This is a genomic window from Cupriavidus sp. HE11, from assembly GCF_056097175.1.
Genome location: NZ_CP184464.1, coordinates 2,768,482 through 2,788,808, shown reverse-complemented (window position 1 = coordinate 2,788,808; position 20,327 = coordinate 2,768,482). Strand labels below are relative to the sequence as shown.

Genomic DNA, 20,327 nt, shown 5'->3' with positions numbered 1-20,327 from the left:
TCACTTCCCGCAGATACAGGAAGGGCGACCCTTGGGTCGCCCTTTCGCTTTTCTACGATGCGTCGAGAGGATCAGAACTGATCGGCCGTCATGGCGTTGATCGGCTCCGCTCCTTCCACGATAGCCGCGCGCAGCGACGATGCCTGCGACAGGATGTGCTGGCCGAAGAAATACGCAGTGGCGATCTTGGCGTCGTAGAACGCCGGATCTTCCGCGCGCCTGACATCGGCCGCCAGCATGGCGCGGCCCAGTTGCCAGCCCGACAGCACGATGCCGCAGAGCTTCAGGTAAGGCACGCTGCCAGCGAACACCGCATTCGGATCGCCCTTGGTGTTCTCGACGACGAACTGCACCACGGCTTCCAGCGACTCGCGTCCCTGCTTCAGCTGCGCCTGCACGGCCTTGAACGACGCGCCGCCGTGCTTGCCCAGTTCCGCTTCGGTTTCGGCGATCTTTGCGCAGATGGCGCGCGCCACGGCGCCACCGTCGCGCACGGTCTTGCGGCCGACCAGGTCGTTGGCCTGGATGGCCGTCGTGCCTTCGTAGATCGGCAGGATGCGGGCATCGCGATAGTGCTGCGCCGCGCCCGTTTCCTCGATAAAGCCCATGCCGCCGTGAACTTGCACGCCCAGGCTCGTCACGTCGATCGACAGCTCGGTGCTCCAGCCCTTCACCACCGGCACCAGGAACTCGTAGAGCGCCATGTTCTGGCTGCGCACGGCTTCATCGGGATGCTGGTGCGCGATGTCGCTGGCAGAGGCGGCCACGTAGGCCACGGCGCGGGCGCCTTCGATCAGCGCGCGCATCGTCATCAGCATGCGCTTGACGTCCGGATGGTGGATGATCGTCACGGCCTCGCGCGCCGATCCATCCACGGGGCGGCTCTGCACGCGGTCCTTCGCGTAGGCCACAGCCTGCTGGTAGGCGCGCTCGGAGATCGCAATCCCCTGCATGCCCACCGCAAAGCGTGCCGAGTTCATCATGATGAACATGTACTCGAGCCCGCGGTTCTCTTCGCCCACCAGCGTGCCGATGGCACCGCCATGGTCGCCAAACTGCAGCACCGCCGTGGGGCTGGCCTTGATGCCGAGCTTGTGTTCGATCGACACGCATTGCACGTCGTTGCGCTCGCCCAGCGACCCATCGTCGTTCACCTTGAACTTCGGCACGATGAACAGCGAGATGCCCTTCACGCCCTCGGGCGCGGTCGGCGTGCGTGCCAGCACCAGGTGGACGATGTTGTCCGCCATGTCGTGCTCGCCGTACGTGATGAAGATCTTGGTGCCGAAAATCCTGAACGTGCCGTCGCCCTGCGGCTCGGCGCGCGTGCGCACCGCGGCCAGGTCCGAACCGGCCTGCGGCTCGGTCAGGTTCATCGTGCCCGTCCATTCACCCGAGATCAGCTTCGGCAGGAAAGTGGCCTTCTGGCTATCGCTGCCAGCCGTCAGCAGCGCCTCAATGGCGCCGTCGGTCAGCAGCGGGCACAGCGCGAACGACAGGTTCGCACTGTTCAGCATCTCGATGCACGGCGTGGCGATCAGCTTGGGCAGGCCCTGGCCTTCGAACTCCGCCGGATGCAGCACGCCCTGCCAGCCGCCCTCGCCAAACTGGCGGAAAGCGTCCTTGAAGCCCGCCGTGGTGGTAACCACGCCATCCTTCCAGCTGCTGGGGTTGAGATCACCCGCACGGTTCAGCGGCGCCACCACCTGTTCGTTGAACTTGGCGGCCTCTTCGAGCACTGCCTGTGCTGTATCGGGGGTTGCCTCTTCATAGCCGGGCAACTGGCTGATCTGTTCAAGCCCTGCCAGTTCGTTCATGACGAACTGCATGTCCTTGAGTGGTGCGCGATAGGTCATCGTATGTCTCCACGATCCTGCAAAAAAGCCGCTCGCGGGAAGCTACCCGGAACGGCTTTATAGTAGTTCTGCTTGCGGCCGGTTCAATGCGATGTTGAACCGGCCGTTGGGGCCGTATCAGCCCAGTGCTGCCACCAGTTCGGGCACCACGGTGTTCAGGTCGCCCACCAGGCCGTAGTCCGCCACCGAGAAGATCGGGGCTTCAGCGTCCTTGTTGATCGCCACGATCACCTTGGAGTCCTTCATGCCGGCCAGATGCTGGATCGCGCCCGAGATACCGACGGCGATGTACAGCTGCGGGGCCACGATCTTGCCGGTCTGGCCCACCTGGTAGTCGTTCGGCACGAAGCCGGCGTCGACTGCGGCACGCGATGCGCCCAGCGCGGCGCCGAGCTTGTCGGCCAGCGGGGTCAGCACCTTGGTGTAGTTCTCGCCCGAACCCACGCCACGGCCACCCGAGACGATGATCTTGGCGGCGGTCAGTTCCGGACGGTCGCTCTTGGTCACTTCACGCGACACGAATTGCGAGATGCCCGCATCGGCCACGGCCGGCAGCGTTTCCACTGCAGCCGAGCCACCTTCGGCTGCGGCCGGGTCGAACGCCGTGCCACGCACCGTGATCACCTTGATCTTGTCTTCCGACTTGACCGTGGCGATGGCGTTGCCGGCGTAGATCGGACGCTCGAACGTATCGGGCGAATCGACCTTGGTGATGTCCGACAGTTGCGCCACGTCCAGCTTGGCGGCCACGCGCGGCAGGATGTTCTTGCCCGAGGCGGTCGCCGGGGCAACGATGTGCGAGTAGTCGCTGGCGATGGCCAGGATCTGTTCGCCCACGTTTTCGGCCAGGCCGTCACCGAAGTACGGTGCGTCGGCCAGCAGAACCTTCGCCACGCCGGCGATCTTCGCGGCTGCGTCGGCCGCAGCGCGGGCGTTGAAACCGGCCACCAGCACGTGGACGTCGCCGCCGCACTGGGCGGCAGCCGTCACGGCGTTCAGCGTGGCGGCCTTGATCGATTGATTGTCGTGTTCAGCAATGACAAGTGCAGTCATGTTCTATCTCCCCCGCGCTCAGATAACCTTGGCTTCCGACTTCAGCTTTTGCACCAGCGTGGCAACGTCCGGCACCATCACGCCAGCGCTGCGCTTGGCCGGCTCGACCACCTTGACGGTCTGCAGGCGCGGCTTCACGTCGACGCCGAGGTCTTCCGGCTTCACGGTATCCAGCGGCTTCTTCTTCGCCTTCATGATGTTCGGCAGCGTCACGTAGCGCGGCTCGTTCAGGCGCAGGTCGGTGGTCACCACGGCCGGCAGTTTCACCGACAGGGTTTCCAGACCGCCATCCACTTCACGCGTTACCGATGCCTTGCCGTCGGCAACGACCACCTTCGAGGCGAACGTGGCTTGCGGCAGGCCGGCCAGCGCGGCCACCATCTGGCCGGTCTGGTTCGAATCGTCGTCGATGGCCTGCTTGCCCAGGATCACCAGGCTCGGCTGTTCCTTGTCGATCAGCGCCTTGAGCAGCTTGGCCACGGCCAGCGGCTGCAGGTCTTCGTTCGACTCCACCAGGATGCCGCGGTCGGCGCCGATGGCCATCGCGGTGCGCAGGGTTTCCTGGCACTGGGCCACGCCGCACGACACGGCGATCACCTCGGTGACGACGCCGGCTTCCTTCAGGCGCACGGCCTCTTCGACGGCGATTTCGTCGAACGGGTTCATGCTCATCTTGACGTTGGCCAGGTCGACGCCCGTGCCATCCGACTTCACGCGGACCTTGACGTTGTAGTCCACCACCCGCTTGACTGCGACGAGTACTTTCATGCGCTCACTCCACTGATAGCTGATAGTTCCAAAGTTTTTGAATCGCTCGCCATTATAACCACCGGGGTGGCGACTCTCTTGTTTTTCGAACGATCGTACTATTTTATAGACAAAGAATTGCCGGGCATAGCCGGCAATCCAAAAAATTCATCCCGATTGTGCCGCAGGATGCCCTGCAGGCACAGAGTTTGGATGAAAAACTCCAGAAATTACCAGGCGGTAATCACGGAATCCTTAAAAGTGCGCTGTACGTAGTCCTTGATCTCGGGCGAGTGGTACGCCTTCACGAGCTTGGCTACCCAGGGCTTGTCCTTGTCGGCGGCGCGGATCGCGATCAGGTTGGCATACGGACCCTTCGGGCCTTCCGTGGCGATGGCATCGCGCGTCGGCGACAGGCCGGCAGATTCGGCGTAATTGCCGTTGATCGCGGCAGCATCGAGGTCATCGAGCGAACGCGGCAGCTGGGCAGCATCCAGTTCCACGATCTTGATCTTCTTCGGGTTCTCGACGATGTCCAGCGGCGTGGCCTTCAGGCCGGCTTCCGGGCGCAGCTTGATCAGGCCCTTGGACTGCAGCAGCAACAGGCCGCGACCGCCGTTGGTGGGATCGTTCGGCACGCCCACGCGGGCACCCTGCTTGATCTGGTCCAGCGACTTGATCTTCTTCGAGTAGACGCCCATCGGGAACGTCACCGTAAAGGCGATATGCGTGAACTTGTAGCCGCGGTCCTTGATCTGGGCTTCCAGGTACGGCAGGTGCTGGTAGCTGTTGGCATCGAGGTCGCCGGCAGCCAGGGCCGCGTTGGGCTGGATGTAGTCGCTGAATTCCACCACCTGGATGTTCAGGCCGTCCTTGGCCGCCACCTTCTTGACCTGCTCCATGATCTGGGCGTGCGGGCCACCCGTGACGCCGACCTTGATCGGCTTGTCCTGCGCGAACGCGCCAGCCGACACCACGACACCCAGCGCGACGATGGCGCTCTTGATCACACTACGACGTTGCATTGCGTTTTACCCCTGAGTTTCCCTGCGAAGAATTATTCTGGATCAACGATGGCTGATACGGCGGACCAGCCAGTCGCCAAAGCTCTGCACGGCCTGCACGAACACGATCAGGATCAGCACCACGGCCACCATGATCTCGGTGATGTAGCGCTGGTAGCCATAGCGGATGCCCAGATCGCCGAGCCCGCCGCCGCCGATGGCGCCGGCCATGGCCGAATAGCCAACCAGGCTGACGAACGTGATCGTCAAACCCGCCACGATACCGGGCATGGCCTCGGGCAGCAGCACCTTCCAGACGATCTGGCCCGTGGTGGCGCCCATCGCTTGCGCGGCTTCCACCAGGCCCTTGTCCACTTCGCGCAACGCGGATTCCACCAGCCGCGCGATAAACGGCACGGCGGCAATCGTCAGCGGCACGATGGCCGCCGTGGTGCCAATTGACGATCCGACGATAAAGCGCGTGAACGGGATCACCACCACCAGCAGGATGATGAACGGAATCGAACGCACCGCGTTCACCACCACGCCGATCGTGCGGTTGAACAGCGGATGCGACAGCACGCCGCCGCGGTTGGTCAGGTGCAGCAGCACGCCCAGCGGCACGCCCAGCAGCGACCCGACCACGCCCGAGATCGCCACCATCAGCAGCGTCTCGCCGAACGACGACAGGAACAGGTCAAACATTTCAGACCACATGTTCGATCTCCTCCACCACTACGCCCTGCGTCTGCAGGTAGTCCATTGCCGCGCGCACGTCTGCGGGTTCGCCGGTCGCCATGATCGCCAGCGAGCCGAAGGCCTGGCCCTGGATCTCGTCGATATGGCCATGCAGGATATTGAAGTCCAGGCCGTGCTGGCGAATGGCCTGCGCCAGCACCGGCTGGTCGACGTTTTCGCCCGTGAAAGCCAGGCGATAGACGTGGTCGCGGCCGTTGCCAAGACGGCTTTCCACGCGCTTTAGCACGCTGGCAGGCAACTCCTGCGCGATCACGTCGCCGATCATCGCGCGGGTGACTTCGTGCTGCGGACGCAGGAACACGTCGATCACGCGGCCCGTTTCCACGACCTGGCCGGCTTCGAGCACGGCCACGCGGTCGCAGACCTGCTTGATGACCTCCATCTGGTGCGTGATCATCACGATGGTCAGGCCCAGTTCCTTGTTGATCTGCTTGAGCAGTTCCAGGATCGAGCGCGTGGTTTCGGGATCCAGCGCGGAAGTGGCTTCGTCGGACAGCAGCACCTTGGGCTTGCTGGCCAGCGCACGCGCAATGCCCACGCGCTGCTTTTGCCCGCCGCTGATCTGGGCGGGATAGCGGTCGCGCAGCTTCGACAGGCCCACCAATTCGAGCAACGGCTCGACGGTTGCCGCAATCTCCTGCTTCGACTTGCCCGCCAGTTCCAGCGGCAGCGCCACGTTGTCGTACACGGTGCGCGACGACAGCAGGTTGAAGTGCTGGAAGATCATGCCGATCTCGCGACGCGCCTCGCGCAGCGCGCCGTTGGACAGCGCGGTCAGATCCTGTCCGTCGACGATCACGCGGCCGCCGCTGGGCCGGTTCAGCAGGTTGATGGCACGCACCAGCGTGCTCTTGCCGGCGCCGCTTCGGCCGATGATGCCGAAGATCTCGCCGGCGGCGATGGAGAGGCTGACATCGCGCAGGGCATGCACTTCCCCCGACCCGCCGGGGAACCGCTGCGAGAGTCCTTGCAGTTCGATCATGAAGAGAAAAGAAAACGGCAACAGCGCGGGGTCTCCTGCGGTGTTGCCGGTCTTATTTTTGTGAAGCCCGCATTTTATGCGATCCGCTTCATACCTCAAACGAGATTTTTTCGATGGCTTTATGCGCTCACGTCATATAGAACGCGATTTTGCGCCCCATACGTCATATTCAAGCTTCCATCAGTACTTTCAGATGGGCGAATACGCTACGCGCCAGCGCGCTGAGGTTATAGCCGCCCTCCAGGCAACTCACGATGCGCCCCTGGGCGTGGGTTTTCGCCACCTGCACCAGCTGCTCGGTGATCCAGCTGTAGTCCTGCTCGACCAGGCCCATCTGGCCCAGGTCGTCCTCGCGGTGCGCGTCAAAGCCCGCCGAGATGAAGATCATCTCCGGCTTGAACTCGTTCAGGCGCGGCAGCCAGATGGTTTCCACCACTTCGCGCACGGCCATGCCGTTCGTGTAGGCCGGCAACGGGATGTTCGACATGTTCGTCGCCACGTGTTCGGTCCCGCTGTACGGATAGAACGGGTGCTGGAAGAAGCTGCACATCATGACTTGCGGGTCGTCGCGGAAAGCGGCTTCGGTGCCGTTGCCGTGATGCACGTCAAAGTCGACCACTGCCACGCGCTGCAGGCCGTGGGCCGCGATGGCGTGTCGGGCCGCAATCGCCACGTTGTTGAAGAAACAGAAGCCCATGGCGTGATCGGGCTCGGCGTGGTGGCCGGGCGGGCGCACGCAGCAGAAGGCGTTCTCGATCTGGCCCGCGATCACCGCGTCGGTGGCAGCCACGGCCGCACCGGCCGCATGGGTGGCGGCAGTCAGCGTGTGGCGGTTCATGGACGTGTCGGGGTCGATCGGGTAATAGCCGGTCGACGGACTGTTGGCGCTGAGGCTGGCAACGTAGTCGGGCCGATGCACGCGTTCGATCTGTTCTTCGGTGGCGGCCGGGGCATCGCGCCGGTCGAGCAGGCCATCCATCCCATGCGAAATCAGATGGTCTTCGATGGCCTGCAGACGTTCCGGGCATTCGGGATGGAAAAATCCCATCTCGTGCAGCAGGAACGACGGATGCGTGTAATAACCCGTTGGCATTTTGGATTGTGGGTCAAGTTTGTCTCCAACCGTTACGTTAGCACATGACGTGCCCGGGTTTCAGACGCCGGAACTTCGTAACCAAATGCCCCCGAACGGGGCGGCGCATGTATCGCATCCGCTATACTCGGTGCGACTTGCAAAGGACAACATGACCGACCAACAGCGCTCCCTGCGCCGCCCGCTGCTGGGCGCCGCACTTACCGCTGCCGCATTGGGCCTGTGCGGCGTTTCCCCAGGGCTTCTGGCCGCCGGCAAACGCCGAGTGAGTGTCCGGGAAGAGGAAATCGAACCGGGCCGCTACCGGAATCATCCGAAAACGCAGGCGTTCATCGACGAGATGGTGGCGCGCAGCGGCTTCCAGCGGGCCGAACTGGAATCGTATTTCAGCCAGGCCGTGTATTCGGCCACGGTCTCGCGGCTGATCATGCCGCCGACCACGCCGGGCAAGAAGAGCTGGCGCGCGTACAGGTCGCGCTTTATCGAACCGATCCGCATCAACGCCGGCATTCGTTTCTGGCAACAGAACCGCGAGACGCTGCGCCGCGCCGAGGCCGAATTCGGTGTGCCGGCATCGGTCATCGTGGGCATCATCGGCGTGGAGACGATCTACGGCCGCGACATGGGCACGTTCCGCGTTCTCGACTCGCTGTCCACGCTGGCCTTCGACTACCCCGACACGCCGAATCGCGACGCCCGCACGACGCTGTTCCGCAACCAGCTGGCCGATTACCTGATCTGGTGCCGCGACACCAAAACCGACGTGTTCTCGGTATTGGGCTCGTACGCCGGCGCGGTGGGCATTCCGCAATTCATGCCAACCAGCCTGCGCGAGTACGCCGTCGACTATGACGGCGATGGTCATGTCGATCTGCGCAATAGCCCGACCGATGCAATTGGCAGTGTTGGCCGTTTCCTGCAACTGCATGGCTGGGAACAGGGCCGGCCCGTGGTCTGGCGTATTGCCGGCGACGCCGGGAGCCTGGGCGTGGCTACCGCCGCGGCCGACGGCGAACCGTGGCCGACGCGCACCCTGAACCAACTGACCAAGGCCGGGCTGCGCGTGGACGAGCCCATCGACGTGCAGCGCGAAGGCGAAACCGGCGTGTTGATCGTCGATCTGCCAACGCCGGACCAGCCGACCGAATACATGATCGGCCTGCGCAACTTTTACGTCCTCACGCGCTACAACCGCAGCTTCTTCTATGCACTGGCGGTGTATCAGCTGGGCGAGGCGGTCAAGGCTGCGATGGGCTGACCTGGCACGACCGCCATGAAAAAGCCCCGCGGCGATGCCGGCGGGGCTTTTTCATGGGCGGAGAGTGCGTGCGTCAGGCCACTCAGGCGCGCAGTCAGGTCAGGACTCAGGCGGGGAACACACCCGTGGACAGGTAGCGGTCGCCGCGATCGCAGACGACAAAGACGATCGTCGCGTTTTCCACTTCCTCGGCAATTCGCAGCGCGACGCACAGCGCGCCAGCGGCCGAGATACCGCAGAAGATCCCTTCCTCGCGCGCCATGCGGCGTGCCATATGCTCGGCATCGGCCTGCGTGACAGGCTCCTGGCGGTCAATGAACTTCGGATCGTAGATCTTCGGCAGGTACGCTTCGGGCCACTTGCGGATGCCCGGAATGCGCGAGCCTTCGGCCGGCTGGGCACCAATAATCTGGATCGCTGGGTTCTTTTCCTTCAGGAAGCGCGACACCCCCGTGATAGTGCCGGTGGTACCCATCGCCGACACAAAGTGGGTGATGCGGCCCTCGGTATCCTGCCAGAGTTCCGGCCCCGTGGTTTCGTAGTGCGCCAGCGGATTGTCCGGGTTGGCGAACTGGTCCAGGATCACGCCCTTGCCTTCGCGCTCCATGGCATCGGCCAGGTCGCGCGCGTATTCCATGCCGCCCTTGACCGGCGTCAGGATGATTTCCGCACCATAGGCGGCCATGCTCTGACGGCGCTCCAGACTCAGGTCCTCGGGCATGATCAGCACCATGCGGTAGCCGCGAATGGCGGCCGCCATGGCCAGGGCGATACCGGTATTGCCCGACGTGGCCTCGATCAGCGTGTCGCCGGGCTTGATGCGGCCGCGCTCTTCTGCACGGCGGATCATCGACAGCGCGGGGCGGTCCTTGACCGAGCCGGCCGGGTTGTTACCCTCGAGCTTGCCAAGGATCACGTTGCCGCGCGCTTCGATGGCAGCGCCGGGAATGCGCTGCAGTCGTACCAGCGGCGTGTTGCCGATGGTGTCTTCAATCGTTTTGTAGGCCATGGTGCGGGGTGGGTCGGTTTTCGTTGGCCATTGTAATGCACCAACCTTACCCGCACCGGCGGCCGGGCCATTCCGCCCGCCGCCGGCACGTGCCGGATCAGTGCGTCAGGCCCTGTTCTTCCGGATGACGGCTGCCAAGCAGGTGGTACAGCAGGATGGCGCCGAATGTGGCGGTGCCGATGCCACCCAGGGTCATGCCGCCGAACTTCAGCGTCAGATCGCCCGCCGCCACGGTCAGCGTGGCGCCCACCGTGATCAGGTTGCGCGAGCTGGAAAAATCGACATGGTTCTGCACCCAGATACGGCCAGCCGTGGCCGAGATCAGGCCGAACACGACGATGGTCAGCCCGCCAATGACCGGCCCGGGAATCGTCAGGATCAGCGCCCCGAACTTGGGCGAGAAGCCAAGCAGGATCGCCACCGCTGCCGCCACCACGAAGATCAGTGTCGAATAGATTCGGGTGACCGCCATCACGCCCATGTTCTCGGCGTACGTGGTCACTCCCGTGCCGCCGCCAGATGCCGACAGCATCGTGGCCACGCCATCGCCGATAAATGCCCGGCCGATGTACGGGTCGAGATTGCGCCCGGTCATCACGCCGATGGCCTTGATATGGCCCAGGTTCTCGGCCACCAGCACGATTGCCACCGGGGCGATCAGCAGCATGGCGTTGGCGTCGAAGACCGGCGTGGTGAACGCCGGCATGCCGAACCAGCTGGCTGCCACCACGCCGGAGAAGTCGATGGCCTTGCCCATACCCATCAGGTTGGTTGCCACGAAATACGCCAGGTAGCCGGTCAGGCCGCCCAGCAGCACCGGCAGGCGCCCGAGCATGCCCGGCGCGCGCACCGCGATCAGGCCCACGGCCAGCACCGTCAGCAGGCCTACCCACGTATCGAGCGCCGCCCCGCTGACCGCCTTGACGGCCACCGGCGCCAGGTTCAGGCCAATGGCCGCGACGATGGCACCGGTCACCACCGGCGGCATCAGCTTTTCCACCCAGGCGTAGCCAACAGCCTGCACGACCAGGCCGATGATCGTGTACAGGGCGCCGGCAGCAATGATGCCGCCCAGCGCCAGCGGGATATTCGTGTTCGGGCCGCTACCGCTGTAGCCCGTGGCCGCGATCACCACGGCGATAAAGGCGAAGCTCGATCCCAGATAGCTGGGCACCCGGCCACGCACGCACAGGAAGAACAGCAAGGTGCCAATGCCCGAGAACAGGATGGCGATATTGGGAGGAAAGCCCATCAGGATCGGGGCAATGGCCGTCGATCCGAACATCGCCACCACGTGCTGGATGCCCGCAAGCAAGGTCTGGCCCGCCGGCAACCGTTCGTCGGGGGCGATCACGCCCTCGGTCTTCAGTCGCCACTTGGGCAGGAAACTCCCGTCGTCAATGCTGTCCTGGCCATTCGCCATGTTCTTCTCTCCCTGTCAGCGGTACGGCTGCGTTGCCGGTTCAATTATTGGTGTGGAAATCCGGGGTGCACGCCGGCGCCAGGCGCCGGCCGCAACGGCGATGCGCATGATACCCCGCACCCCGGGTGGTGCAAATCGGGACTGCCGCGTGCGTGCCACGCCAGCGAAGCACAACGCATACCAGCCCCGGCCTGTTGACCCGCCGTGCCGCTGCCGCCGTCAGCGCGCCGTGGCAGCCTTCGGCGCAGGTTTTGGCGCGGGCTTGCCGTCCTTGCGGGCGGCCGGCGCCGTGCCGGACGTCTTGCCGAACGTCAGGCCCGCCTCCTGGAGATTGGCCGCCGATTTCGGCCCTACCCCGGGCACACGGTCCGCGAGGTCCACCGCGTCCTTGAAGGCCCCGTTCTTGTCACGTTCCGTCAGGATCCGCTTGGCCGTGGCCGGGCCGATACCCTTGATCGTGCCCAGCGCCGCTTCGTCAGCACTGTTCACGTCGACCGCGGCATGGGCCGGACCCGCGCCCGCCAGGGCAAGCATGAACGCCAGGGCCAGGCTGCTCCGCCGGCACGCGCGCAAGGCGCCCCGGGACATGCTGGACAGGGAACCGGGAAACAGAGGCGCCGGCGCGCTTGCCGGGCCAGCGTTGTACATCTTGTGCATCGATAAGACTCCTTTCCTTTTCAGTTGCAAGTCCGCCACCGGATGGCAGCGGAAGCGGTCAGGATAGGAGTCCGATCGGACATCAGAAACGGCTGGACACACATGTTCACAACACCCGCGCGTTTGTGTGTCCAACCGGAATATTGATGATGCACTGCCGGACATTTACGAGTCCGGCCAGCGCAAACCGTGGCGCAGGCGCGACACGGCCTTTGACGGCAGCGCGCTCAGCTACGGTCGAGCAGCCAGTTGCAGTAGCGGCTCACGCCTTCCTGCACCGTCAGGAACGGTGCCTCGTAGCCCGCCGAGCGCAGGCGCGACACGTCTGACTGCGTGAAGCACTGGTACTTGCCGCGCAGCGCATCGGGAAACTTCACGTATTCGACCAGACCTTCCTGCACCATTTCTTCCAGCGACAGGGGCGGCTTGTCCTCGGATTCGCGCAGGGCATTGACCACCGACACCGCAATATCGTTGAACGGCTGCGAACGGCCCGTGCCGAGGTTGAAGATGCCGGACTTTTCCGGATGGTCCAGGAAATACAGGTTGACCTTGACCACGTCTTCCACCGACACGAAGTCGCGGCTCTGCGTGCCCGGCGCGTAGCCGTTGTACTCGCCAAACAGCTTGACGGTACCTTCCGCGCGGAACTGGTTGAAGTGGTGGAACGCCACCGATGCCATGCGGCCTTTGTGGAATTCGCGCGGGCCGTAGACGTTGAAGTAGCGGAAGCCGACGATCTGCGAGTGCGCGGACGGCAGCCTGCGGCGCACCACCTGGTCGAACAGGAACTTCGAATAGCCGTAGACGTTCAGCGGCTTTTCGTACTCGCGGTCCTCGCGGAACATCGTAGAAGCGCCATAAGTGGCGGCCGACGACGCATAGAGGAACTGGGTGCCCTGCTCCAGGCAGGCTTCCATCAGCGCCAGCGTATAGCGGTAGTTGTTCTCCATCATGTAGCGGCCGTCCGTCTCCATGGTGTCGGAACAGGCGCCTTCATGGAACACCGCACGCACATTGCCGAAATCGCCGCGCTTGAAGCGCTCGACGAATTCGGCCTTGTCCAGGTAGTCGGCAATCTCGCAGTCCACGAGATTGTTGAATTTCTCGGCGCGCGTCAGGTTGTCGACCGCGACGATATGGGTCTCGCCGCGTTCGTTCAGGCCCTTGACGATATTGCTGCCGATAAAGCCGGCAGCGCCGGTCACGATGATGGTCATGGCGGATTCAGGCTAGCAGGCGCGCCTCAGGCGGCGCCAAACAATTCGGGATAAGTGACAACAGCGGTACCCAGCTTGCCGACGACGATGCTGCCGGCGCGATTGGCATGCTGCACGGCTTCCTTGAGCGGCACCCCCGCGCCCAGCATGGTTGCCAGCGTGGCGATCACCGTGTCGCCGGCCCCCGATACATCATAGACTTCGCGCGCCTGGGCCGAGACATGCAGCACTTCGGCTTCGGTATAGAGCGTCATGCCCTCTTCCGAACGCGTCAGCAGCAGCGCTTCGAGCTGCAGCTCGCGACGCAGGTTCTGGGCACGGATGGTCAGGTCGGCCTCGGTCTTCCAGGCCCCCACCACAGCGCGCATCTCGGCGCGGTTCGGCGTGATCAGCGTAGCGCCGCGATAGCGCGAGTAATCGTCGCCCTTGGGGTCGATCAGCACGGTGCGGCCTGCCGCACGGCCTGCGTCGACCATCCGGCCGACATGGGTCAGGCCGCCCTTGCCGTAGTCCGACAGCACCAGCACCTGGTAGTCGTTGACCAGCGTCTGGTAGCGGTCCTGTACCGACGCCAGCACTTCGTTGGCCGGCGCGTTCTCGAAATCCACGCGCAGCAGCTGCTGCTGGTGTGCCACCACGCGCAACTTGATCGTGGTGTTCAGGCTGGGATCGCGATGCAGATACGGCTGGACCTGGCTTGCGTGGAGCAATGCCTCCAGCGTGCGGCCGGGCTCGTCGTCGCCCACCACGCCGAGCATGCCAACCCTGGCCCCCAGCGCGGCCGCGTTGCGGGCCACGTTGGCGGCACCGCCCAGGCGCTCGTCGCTGCGCTTGATCTGCACCACAGGCACGGGCGCTTCCGGCGAGATGCGCTCCACATCGCCGAACCAGTAGCGGTCCAGCATCATGTCGCCCACCACCAGTACCTGCGACTGGCGGATCTGGTCCTGCGGAATCGTGTTCTTGCTCATGAACTTCCCTTTGCGACAATGCCGCGCCATGATGGCGCGGCCGGTCGGTCTGGCTACGCGGGTTGAAACGGATCAGTGCGCCGCGGTGGAGCGCCCGATCGCGTGATATTCGATGCCGGCCTGGGCCATGGCATCCGGTTCATAGAGGTTGCGGCCGTCGATGATGACCGGCGTCTTGAGCAACGCACGGATCTGCGAGAAATCGGGGCTGCGGAACACCTTCCATTCCGTCACGATCACCAGCGCATCGGCGTCCTTCAGCACGTCCATCTGGGCGTCGCAGAACAGCACGCGGTCGATGCCGCCGGGGATATCGGCCAGGTCGGTCTCCAGCACGCGGCGGGCCTCGTGCATCGCCACGGGATCGTGTACGCGCAGCGATGCGCCGCGCGACACCAGTTCGCGGGCCAGAACGCGGGCCGGGGCTTCGCGCATGTCGTCGGTATTGGGCTTGAACGCCAGGCCCCAGACGCCGAAGGTCTTGCCGGTCAGGTCGTCACCGAAACGCTTGACCACCTTGCGGCCCAGCACCTGCTTCTGGGCGTCGTTGACGGACTCCACGGCTTCCAGCACCCGCATCGGCTTGCCATAGGCGCTGGCCGTGCGCATCAGCGCCTGCACGTCCTTGGGAAAGCAGGAGCCGCCGTAGCCCGCACCTGCATACAGGAAGCTGTAGCCGATGCGGGGATCGGAGCCGATGCCCATCCGCACCAGTTCGATGTCGGCGCCCACTTCGTCGGCCAGGTTGGCCAACTCGTTCATGAACGAAATACGCGTGGCCAGCATCGAGTTGGCCGCGTACTTGGTGAACTCGGCCGACCGTACGTCCATATAGAACGTGCGTTCGTGGTTGCGGTTGAACGGCGAATACAGCTGGCGCATGATGGCCTGCGCGTGGCGACCGGCGGCATCGGGCGCACAGCCCAGCACAATGCGGTCCGGACGCATGAAATCTTCCACGGCGGCGCCTTCCTTCAGGAACTCGGGATTGGACACCACCGAGTACTGCAGGTCTTCCAGCCCACGCGACGCCAGTTCCTCGCGGATCACGGCAGCCACGCGGTCGCCGGTGCCAACCGGCACGGTCGACTTGTCCACCACCACCTTGAAGCCGGTCATGTGGCGGCCGATATTGCGCGCGGCGGCCAGCACGTACTGCAGGTCGGCCGATCCGTCCTCGTCAGGCGGCGTACCGACGGCGATGAACTGCACGTCGGCATGCTCGACGCTGGCGGCCACATCGGTGGAAAACGTCAGCCGGCCCGCCGCACGGTTGCGGTCGATCAGTTCCTTCAGGCCCGGTTCGTAGATGGGCACGCCACCGGCGTTCAGCAGCGCGATCTTCTTTTCGTCGACATCGAGACAGAACACGGAGTTGCCGAGTTCGGCCAGGCAGGCACCGGTCACGAGGCCAACATAGCCACTGCCGATAATCGTAACTTTCATTGCGGAAGCTCCAGGGAATTCAGGTTCGCTTGAGATGTATTAGCCAAGCGCTTCGGAGCGGCGCGGCGCATAGGTCTCCCAGCGGTTGCAGCCGGGGCACTGCCAATAAAACAGCCGGGCGCGGAAGCCGCATTCGCGGCAGGTGTAGCGCGCCAGATTACGGGTGCGAAGCTGCAGCAGATCGCGGATCGCCGCCGTTTCCTGCGACTGGTCGTCCGGTTCGGCGTCTGCGGCCGCGCCATCGGCCGTGGCCTCACCATCGGCGCCGGCAGGCTGCAGCGCCTTGTTCTCGGCCGCCTGCGCCTCGAAGTAGCGGGTCAGCGCCAGCAGCGTCGGCTGACGGCGCAACTGTTCGCGCATCAGCGCGGTCGCGGCCACGGGGCCGTTGGCTTCGAGTTCGGTGCGATAGGCGGTATCGAGCAGTTCCGGCGCCAGCTTGGTCTTGAGGAGTTCGCGCAGCCACTGCAGGGCCTTGCCCTGTTCGCCCAGCGTCGCGTAGGCCTTGACCACGCGGTCGGCCACCAGCGGCAGATAGGCAGCATCCTGGTTTTCGATGCCCAGCCAGTGCTGCAGCGCCCCGGCCTGGTCGCCGGCCGCCGCAGCCACGTCGCCCAGCAGGATCGGCGCACGCACGTTGTCCGGGTTTTCCTCACGGGCGCGGCGCAGCCATTCGACGGCCTCGTCCGGCTTTTTCTTTTGCAGCGCGTCTTGTGCCAGTTCACAGCAGAACTGGGCGATCTGCACGCGATAGTCCTTCTGGTCCAGCGTCTGCAGTTCGCGCGCAGCGTCGATGGCCTTCGACCATTCCTTTTCGACTTCGTAGAGTTCCAGCAGCACGCGCTTGGCGGACGCCGCATACGGGCCGGACATCAGCCGGCGCAGCGACTCCTCGGCGCGGTCCAGCAGGCCCGCGCGCAGGAAATCCTGTCCCAGTTCATAGAGTGCGTGCTCACGTTCCGGCTCGGGAAGGTCTGGCCGGGTCGCCAGGTTCTGGTGCACGCGGATCGCGCGTTCGGTTTCGCCACGGCGGCGGAACAGCGCACCCAGCGCAAAGTGCAGCTCGGTGGTCTCGGGGTCCAGCCGAGCCACTTCGACAAAGGCGTCGATCGCCTGGTCGGGTTGCTCGTTGAGCAGGAAGTTGAGGCCTTTGAAATACGAACGCGGCAATGCGCCCTGCTCGCTCATCAGCTGGCGCAGGTCGAAGCGCGCAGCCATCCAGCCAAGGCCAAATACAAGCGGCAGCGCCAGCAGCCACCAGGTTTCAAACATCATGGGTCAAACTTTCGGACCGACTACGTTATAGGGGACGCCCGGCTTGGCCTCGGGCGGCACGGCATCCACTGCCGGAGCAGTCCGGGCCGCGCCCAGGGCACGGCGCAGGCGCGCGGCCTCCATGCGCTGGCGCATCAGCCCCGGCGCCACGGCCGCCAATGCAGCCACGATGCCCAGCCCGAACGCCGCCAGCAGGATCAGGATCAGCGGCGCATGCCAGACCGCGCCGAAGAAGAGCTGCAGGTCGGCATCGGCGGTATTGCGCAGTGCCAGCACGAACAGCAGCACGAACAGGACGATACGGAAGATCCAGGCGATGAGTTTCATGCGGTGAATGCCTTCGGAACTTGAGTGCACAACCGGTCACGCGACAGCGTTCGGGCGCACCCGGCCAAGGATTCCCGGCATTGTAGCGGAATCACTTCTCGCAAACGGTAACGATTGGTCGCCTGACGCCCCGGCCACCGCAGCCGGCGGCCATTATCGGTGCACAAACAAAAAGCGCTCCCGGAGGAGCGCTTTTCTACAGACTTGCCAGTATGGCGAGCGTGCATCAGGAACGGACCAGATTGAGCTGATTGTCCTCGTGCAGACCGGCCGAAGCCGATTGCGACGGGGCCAGGGACTGCCCTGCCTTGCCGTGCGACGCCTGACCATTGACGGTCGCGACGCCACCCTGTGGCGTGACAGGACGATCCACCCGCTCCCGCAACTCCTTGCCCGCCTTGAAGTGCGGCACCCGTTTTTCGGGCACCAGCACGCGTTCGCCGGACTTGGGGTTGCGGCCCACGCGAGGCGGCCGCCGGTTCAGACCAAAGCTGCCGAAGCCGCGGATCTCGATGCGATGGCCATCGGCCAGGGCTTCGGACATCGCGTCGAGAATCGTTTTCACCGAGATGTCCGCATCCCGCAGCAGCAACTGCGGAAAACGGGCAGCCAGTTTTTCGACGAGCTCGGACTTGGTCATGGGCGGTCTCGCTTCGCGCGGCGCTCTAAATTACTGGTTGTCCTGGCCCAGCTTGGCCTTCAGCAGCGCGCCCAGGTTGGTCGTGCCAGCCGTGCCGGTGTCAGCCTGGAACTTCTGCATCGCTTCTTGCTGCTCTGCGCTGTCCTTGGCCTTGATCGACAGGTTGATGTTGCGCGACTTGCGGTCGACGTTCACCACCAGGGCGGTGATCTGCTCGCCTTCCTTCAGCACGTTGCGGGCGTCTTCCACGCGGTCAGCGGAGATTTCCGATGCACGCAGGTAGCCTTCCACGTCGTCGGCCAGTTGCACCACGGCGCCCTTGGCATCAACAGCCTTGATCGTGCCGTTGACGAGCGAACCCTTGTCGTTGGCCGAGATGAAGTTGTTGAACGGATCGCCCGACAGCTGCTTGATACCCAGCGAGATGCGTTCCTTGTCGACGTCGATGCCCAGGACGACAGCTTCCACTTCGTCGCCCTTCTTGTACTTGCGCACGGCTTCTTCGCCCGACTCTTGCCACGACAGGTCCGACAGGTGAACCAGGCCGTCGATGCCGCCCGGCAGACCGATGAACACGCCGAAGTCGGTGATCGACTTGATCTGGCCCGTCAGCTTGTCGCCCTTCTTGTGGTTGCGGCTGAAATCGTCCCACGGATTGGCCTTGCACTGCTTCATGCCCAGGCTGATACGACGCTTGTCTTCGTCGATATCCAGAACCATGACTTCCACTTCGTCGCCCAGCTGGACAACCTTCGAAGGAGCCACGTTCTTGTTGGTCCAGTCCATTTCCGACACGTGGACCAGGCCTTCGATACCGGCTTCGATTTCCACGAATGCGCCGTAGTCGGTCAGGTTGGTCACCTTGCCGAACAGACGGGTGCCTTGCGGGTAGCGGCGCGAGATGCCCACCCACGGATCTTCGCCCAGTTGCTTCACGCCCAGCGAGACGCGGTTCTTTTCCTGGTCGAACTTGAGGATCTTGGCGGTGATTTCCTGGCCAACCGACAGCACTTCGCTCGGGTGACGCACACGACGCCATGCCAGGTCGGTGATGTGCAGCAGGCCGTCGATACCACCCAGGTCCACGAACGCGCCGTAGTCGGTGATGTTCTTGACGATACCGTTGACGATCGCGCCTTCCTTCAGCGTTTCCATCAGCTTCTGACGCTCTTCGCCCAGCGTGGCTTCCACCACGGCGCGACGCGACAGCACGACGTTGTTACGCTTGCGGTCGAGCTTGATGACCTTGAATTCCAGGGTCTTGCCTTCGTACGGCGTGGTGTCCTTGATCGGACGCACGTCGACGAGCGAACCGGGCAGGAAGGCGCGGATGCCGTTGACCATGACGGTCAGGCCGCCCTTGACCTTGCCGGTCACGGTACCCGAGATGATCTCGCCGTCTTCCAGCGCCTTCTCGAGGTTCAGCCACGATGCCAGGCGCTTGGCCTTGTCGCGGGAGAGGATGGTATCGCCATAGCCGTTCTCGAGCGCGTCGATGGCCACGGACACGTAGTCGCCGGCCTGCACTTCGAGTTCGCCCTGGTCGTTCAGGAACTCCTCCACCGGCACAAACGCCTCGGACTTGAGGCCGGCGTTGACGACCACGAAGTTGTGGTCGATGCGCACGACTTCAGCGGAAATCACTTCGCCAGCCTTCATATTGGAGCGGGCGATCGATTCCTCGAACAGTGCGGCAAAGGATTCGTTGGTTTGCAGGTCGGACATAAACGTAAAGTAGCAATCCGCAGTACGTTGGCCGGCGCGACTATCGCGCACAGTCTGCCTCACGCAGCGGGGTCAGGTTGATCACCTGTGCTGGACGGGTTGGGTTCCGGCACAGGCCCAGGTCGGCGCCTCGTGGTTTTACTCACCGCACCGCGGCGAACCACTCCAGCACCTGCGCCACCGCCTCGTCCACCGTCATTTCGGAGGTGTCCAGGCGTTGCGCGTCTTCTGCAGGACGCAACGGTGCGGCGGCACGGGAACGGTCCCGCGCGTCGCGCGCCTCGAGGTCACGCAAAAGGTCTTCGATATTAGCAGAAATTCCCTTATCAATCAATTGTTTATAGCGTCTGCGGGCGCGCGCCTCGACACTCGCGGTCAGGAACACCTTGAGGCGGGCCTCCGGGAAGATCACCGTGCCCATGTCGCGGCCGTCCGCCACCAGCCCCGGCAGCTTGCGAAAGCCCCGTTGAAGTGCCGTCAGCGCATCACGAACGGGCTGATGGACGGCCAGCGCCGATGCCCGGTTGCCGATTGCCTCCTGGCGGATCAGCTGGCTGACCTCTTCACCTTCGAGCCAGACCCGGTCCGGGCCGAACTTCACATCGAGGCGAAGGGCGATCTTTGCAAGGGTATCGACGTCGCCAATATCCACATCGACACGGTCGCTCGCCAGCGCCACCAGCCGGTACAGCGCGCCGCTGTCCAGCAGATGAAAGCCCAGGGCATCTGCCACCTTGTGAGCCACCGTACCCTTGCCGGATGCGGTTGGCCCATCTATGGTGATGACGTCAATGATAGTCATTCTTAATTGATTAGCTTGAAACTATTGATTTTCGACTTTAATTGAGAGTCGTTATCATTCGATCCATGGTTGCGCGGCTGCAG

Annotated in this window: 19 protein-coding genes; 1 reads left to right on the top strand and 18 read right to left on the bottom strand. The window is 64.0% G+C overall.

What is annotated here, in order from left to right; genetic code table 11:
- Positions 1-71: 71 nt before the first annotated feature.
- The 7 genes from ACOABP_RS12890 to ACOABP_RS12860 all read right to left on the bottom strand — a co-directional run bounded on the left by ACOABP_RS12890 (position 72) and on the right by ACOABP_RS12860 (position 7,494).
- Positions 72-1,856, bottom strand: coding sequence for an acyl-CoA dehydrogenase (locus ACOABP_RS12890; protein ID WP_474225435.1), 1,785 nt, complete (start codon positions 1,854-1,856; stop codon positions 72-74).
- A 117-nt stretch (positions 1,857-1,973) separates the two neighbouring features.
- The gene (locus tag ACOABP_RS12885; protein WP_474225434.1) at positions 1,974-2,909 is read right to left on the bottom strand and encodes an electron transfer flavoprotein subunit alpha/FixB family protein; all 936 of its coding nucleotides are present in this window, start codon (positions 2,907-2,909) and stop codon (positions 1,974-1,976) included.
- Positions 2,910-2,927: 18 nt separating this feature from the next.
- A complete protein-coding gene (locus ACOABP_RS12880; RefSeq protein ID WP_066739205.1) occupies positions 2,928-3,677 on the bottom strand; it encodes an electron transfer flavoprotein subunit beta/FixA family protein in 750 nt (249 codons plus the stop codon).
- A 209-nt stretch (positions 3,678-3,886) separates the two neighbouring features.
- Complete coding sequence (locus ACOABP_RS12875; RefSeq protein ID WP_474225432.1) at positions 3,887-4,681, bottom strand: MetQ/NlpA family ABC transporter substrate-binding protein; 795 nt, start codon at positions 4,679-4,681, stop codon at positions 3,887-3,889.
- A 42-nt stretch (positions 4,682-4,723) separates the two neighbouring features.
- Positions 4,724-5,377: a methionine ABC transporter permease gene (locus ACOABP_RS12870; protein ID WP_474225431.1), complete on the bottom strand. Its 654-nt coding sequence runs from the start codon at positions 5,375-5,377 to the stop codon at positions 4,724-4,726.
- On the bottom strand, positions 5,367-6,401 hold the full coding sequence (locus ACOABP_RS12865) for a methionine ABC transporter ATP-binding protein (protein ID WP_474227830.1): 1,035 nt from the start codon (positions 6,399-6,401) through the stop codon (positions 5,367-5,369). Before ACOABP_RS12865 ends, ACOABP_RS12870 begins: the two co-directional genes overlap by 11 nt.
- Positions 6,402-6,570: 169 nt before the next feature.
- Positions 6,571-7,494: a histone deacetylase family protein gene (locus ACOABP_RS12860; protein WP_474225430.1), complete on the bottom strand. Its 924-nt coding sequence runs from the start codon at positions 7,492-7,494 to the stop codon at positions 6,571-6,573.
- A 151-nt stretch (positions 7,495-7,645) separates the two neighbouring features.
- On the opposite strand from ACOABP_RS12860, the gene mltB reads away from it, so the two are divergent.
- Positions 7,646-8,752 (top strand): lytic murein transglycosylase B, encoded by a 1,107-nt coding sequence (mltB, locus tag ACOABP_RS12855; protein ID WP_474225429.1) that lies wholly within the window; start codon positions 7,646-7,648, stop codon positions 8,750-8,752.
- A 106-nt stretch (positions 8,753-8,858) separates the two neighbouring features.
- Here the strand turns inward: mltB and cysM are convergent, their stop codons facing one another.
- The 11 genes from cysM to cmk all read right to left on the bottom strand — a co-directional run bounded on the left by cysM (position 8,859) and on the right by cmk (position 20,244).
- Positions 8,859-9,761: a cysteine synthase CysM gene (gene cysM / locus ACOABP_RS12850; RefSeq protein WP_474225427.1), complete on the bottom strand. Its 903-nt coding sequence runs from the start codon at positions 9,759-9,761 to the stop codon at positions 8,859-8,861.
- 97 nt (positions 9,762-9,858) lie between these two features.
- Positions 9,859-11,184, bottom strand: a complete 1,326-nt coding sequence (locus ACOABP_RS12845; protein WP_474225425.1) for a solute carrier family 23 protein — start codon at positions 11,182-11,184, stop codon at positions 9,859-9,861.
- A 219-nt stretch (positions 11,185-11,403) separates the two neighbouring features.
- Positions 11,404-11,718 (bottom strand): ComEA family DNA-binding protein, encoded by a 315-nt coding sequence (locus ACOABP_RS12840; protein WP_474227829.1) that lies wholly within the window; start codon positions 11,716-11,718, stop codon positions 11,404-11,406.
- 350 nt (positions 11,719-12,068) lie between these two features.
- Positions 12,069-13,061, bottom strand: a complete 993-nt coding sequence (rfaD, locus tag ACOABP_RS12835) for an ADP-glyceromanno-heptose 6-epimerase (RefSeq protein ID WP_474225424.1) — start codon at positions 13,059-13,061, stop codon at positions 12,069-12,071.
- Positions 13,062-13,087: 26 nt separating this feature from the next.
- Positions 13,088-14,032 carry a D-glycero-beta-D-manno-heptose-7-phosphate kinase gene (gene rfaE1, locus ACOABP_RS12830; RefSeq protein WP_474225423.1) on the bottom strand — a complete coding sequence of 315 codons (945 nt, stop codon included), beginning with the start codon at positions 14,030-14,032 and terminating at the stop codon, positions 13,088-13,090.
- A gap of 72 nt (positions 14,033-14,104) precedes the next feature.
- The gene (locus ACOABP_RS12825; protein WP_474225422.1) at positions 14,105-15,478 is read right to left on the bottom strand and encodes a UDP-glucose dehydrogenase family protein; all 1,374 of its coding nucleotides are present in this window, start codon (positions 15,476-15,478) and stop codon (positions 14,105-14,107) included.
- A 39-nt stretch (positions 15,479-15,517) separates the two neighbouring features.
- Entirely contained in the window at positions 15,518-16,750 is a 1,233-nt protein-coding gene (gene lapB / locus ACOABP_RS12820; RefSeq protein WP_474225421.1) for a lipopolysaccharide assembly protein LapB, read from the bottom strand.
- 3 nt (positions 16,751-16,753) lie between these two features.
- Complete coding sequence (locus ACOABP_RS12815) at positions 16,754-17,077, bottom strand: LapA family protein (RefSeq protein WP_474225420.1); 324 nt, start codon at positions 17,075-17,077, stop codon at positions 16,754-16,756.
- Positions 17,078-17,303: 226 nt separating this feature from the next.
- Positions 17,304-17,717 carry an integration host factor subunit beta gene (locus ACOABP_RS12810; RefSeq protein ID WP_474225419.1) on the bottom strand — a complete coding sequence of 138 codons (414 nt, stop codon included), beginning with the start codon at positions 17,715-17,717 and terminating at the stop codon, positions 17,304-17,306.
- Positions 17,718-17,747: 30 nt separating this feature from the next.
- Complete coding sequence (gene rpsA, locus ACOABP_RS12805) at positions 17,748-19,493, bottom strand: 30S ribosomal protein S1 (protein ID WP_255366043.1); 1,746 nt, start codon at positions 19,491-19,493, stop codon at positions 17,748-17,750.
- A gap of 91 nt (positions 19,494-19,584) precedes the next feature.
- Positions 19,585-20,244 carry a (d)CMP kinase gene (gene cmk, locus ACOABP_RS12800; protein WP_474225418.1) on the bottom strand — a complete coding sequence of 220 codons (660 nt, stop codon included), beginning with the start codon at positions 20,242-20,244 and terminating at the stop codon, positions 19,585-19,587.
- Positions 20,245-20,327: the final 83 nt, after the last annotated feature.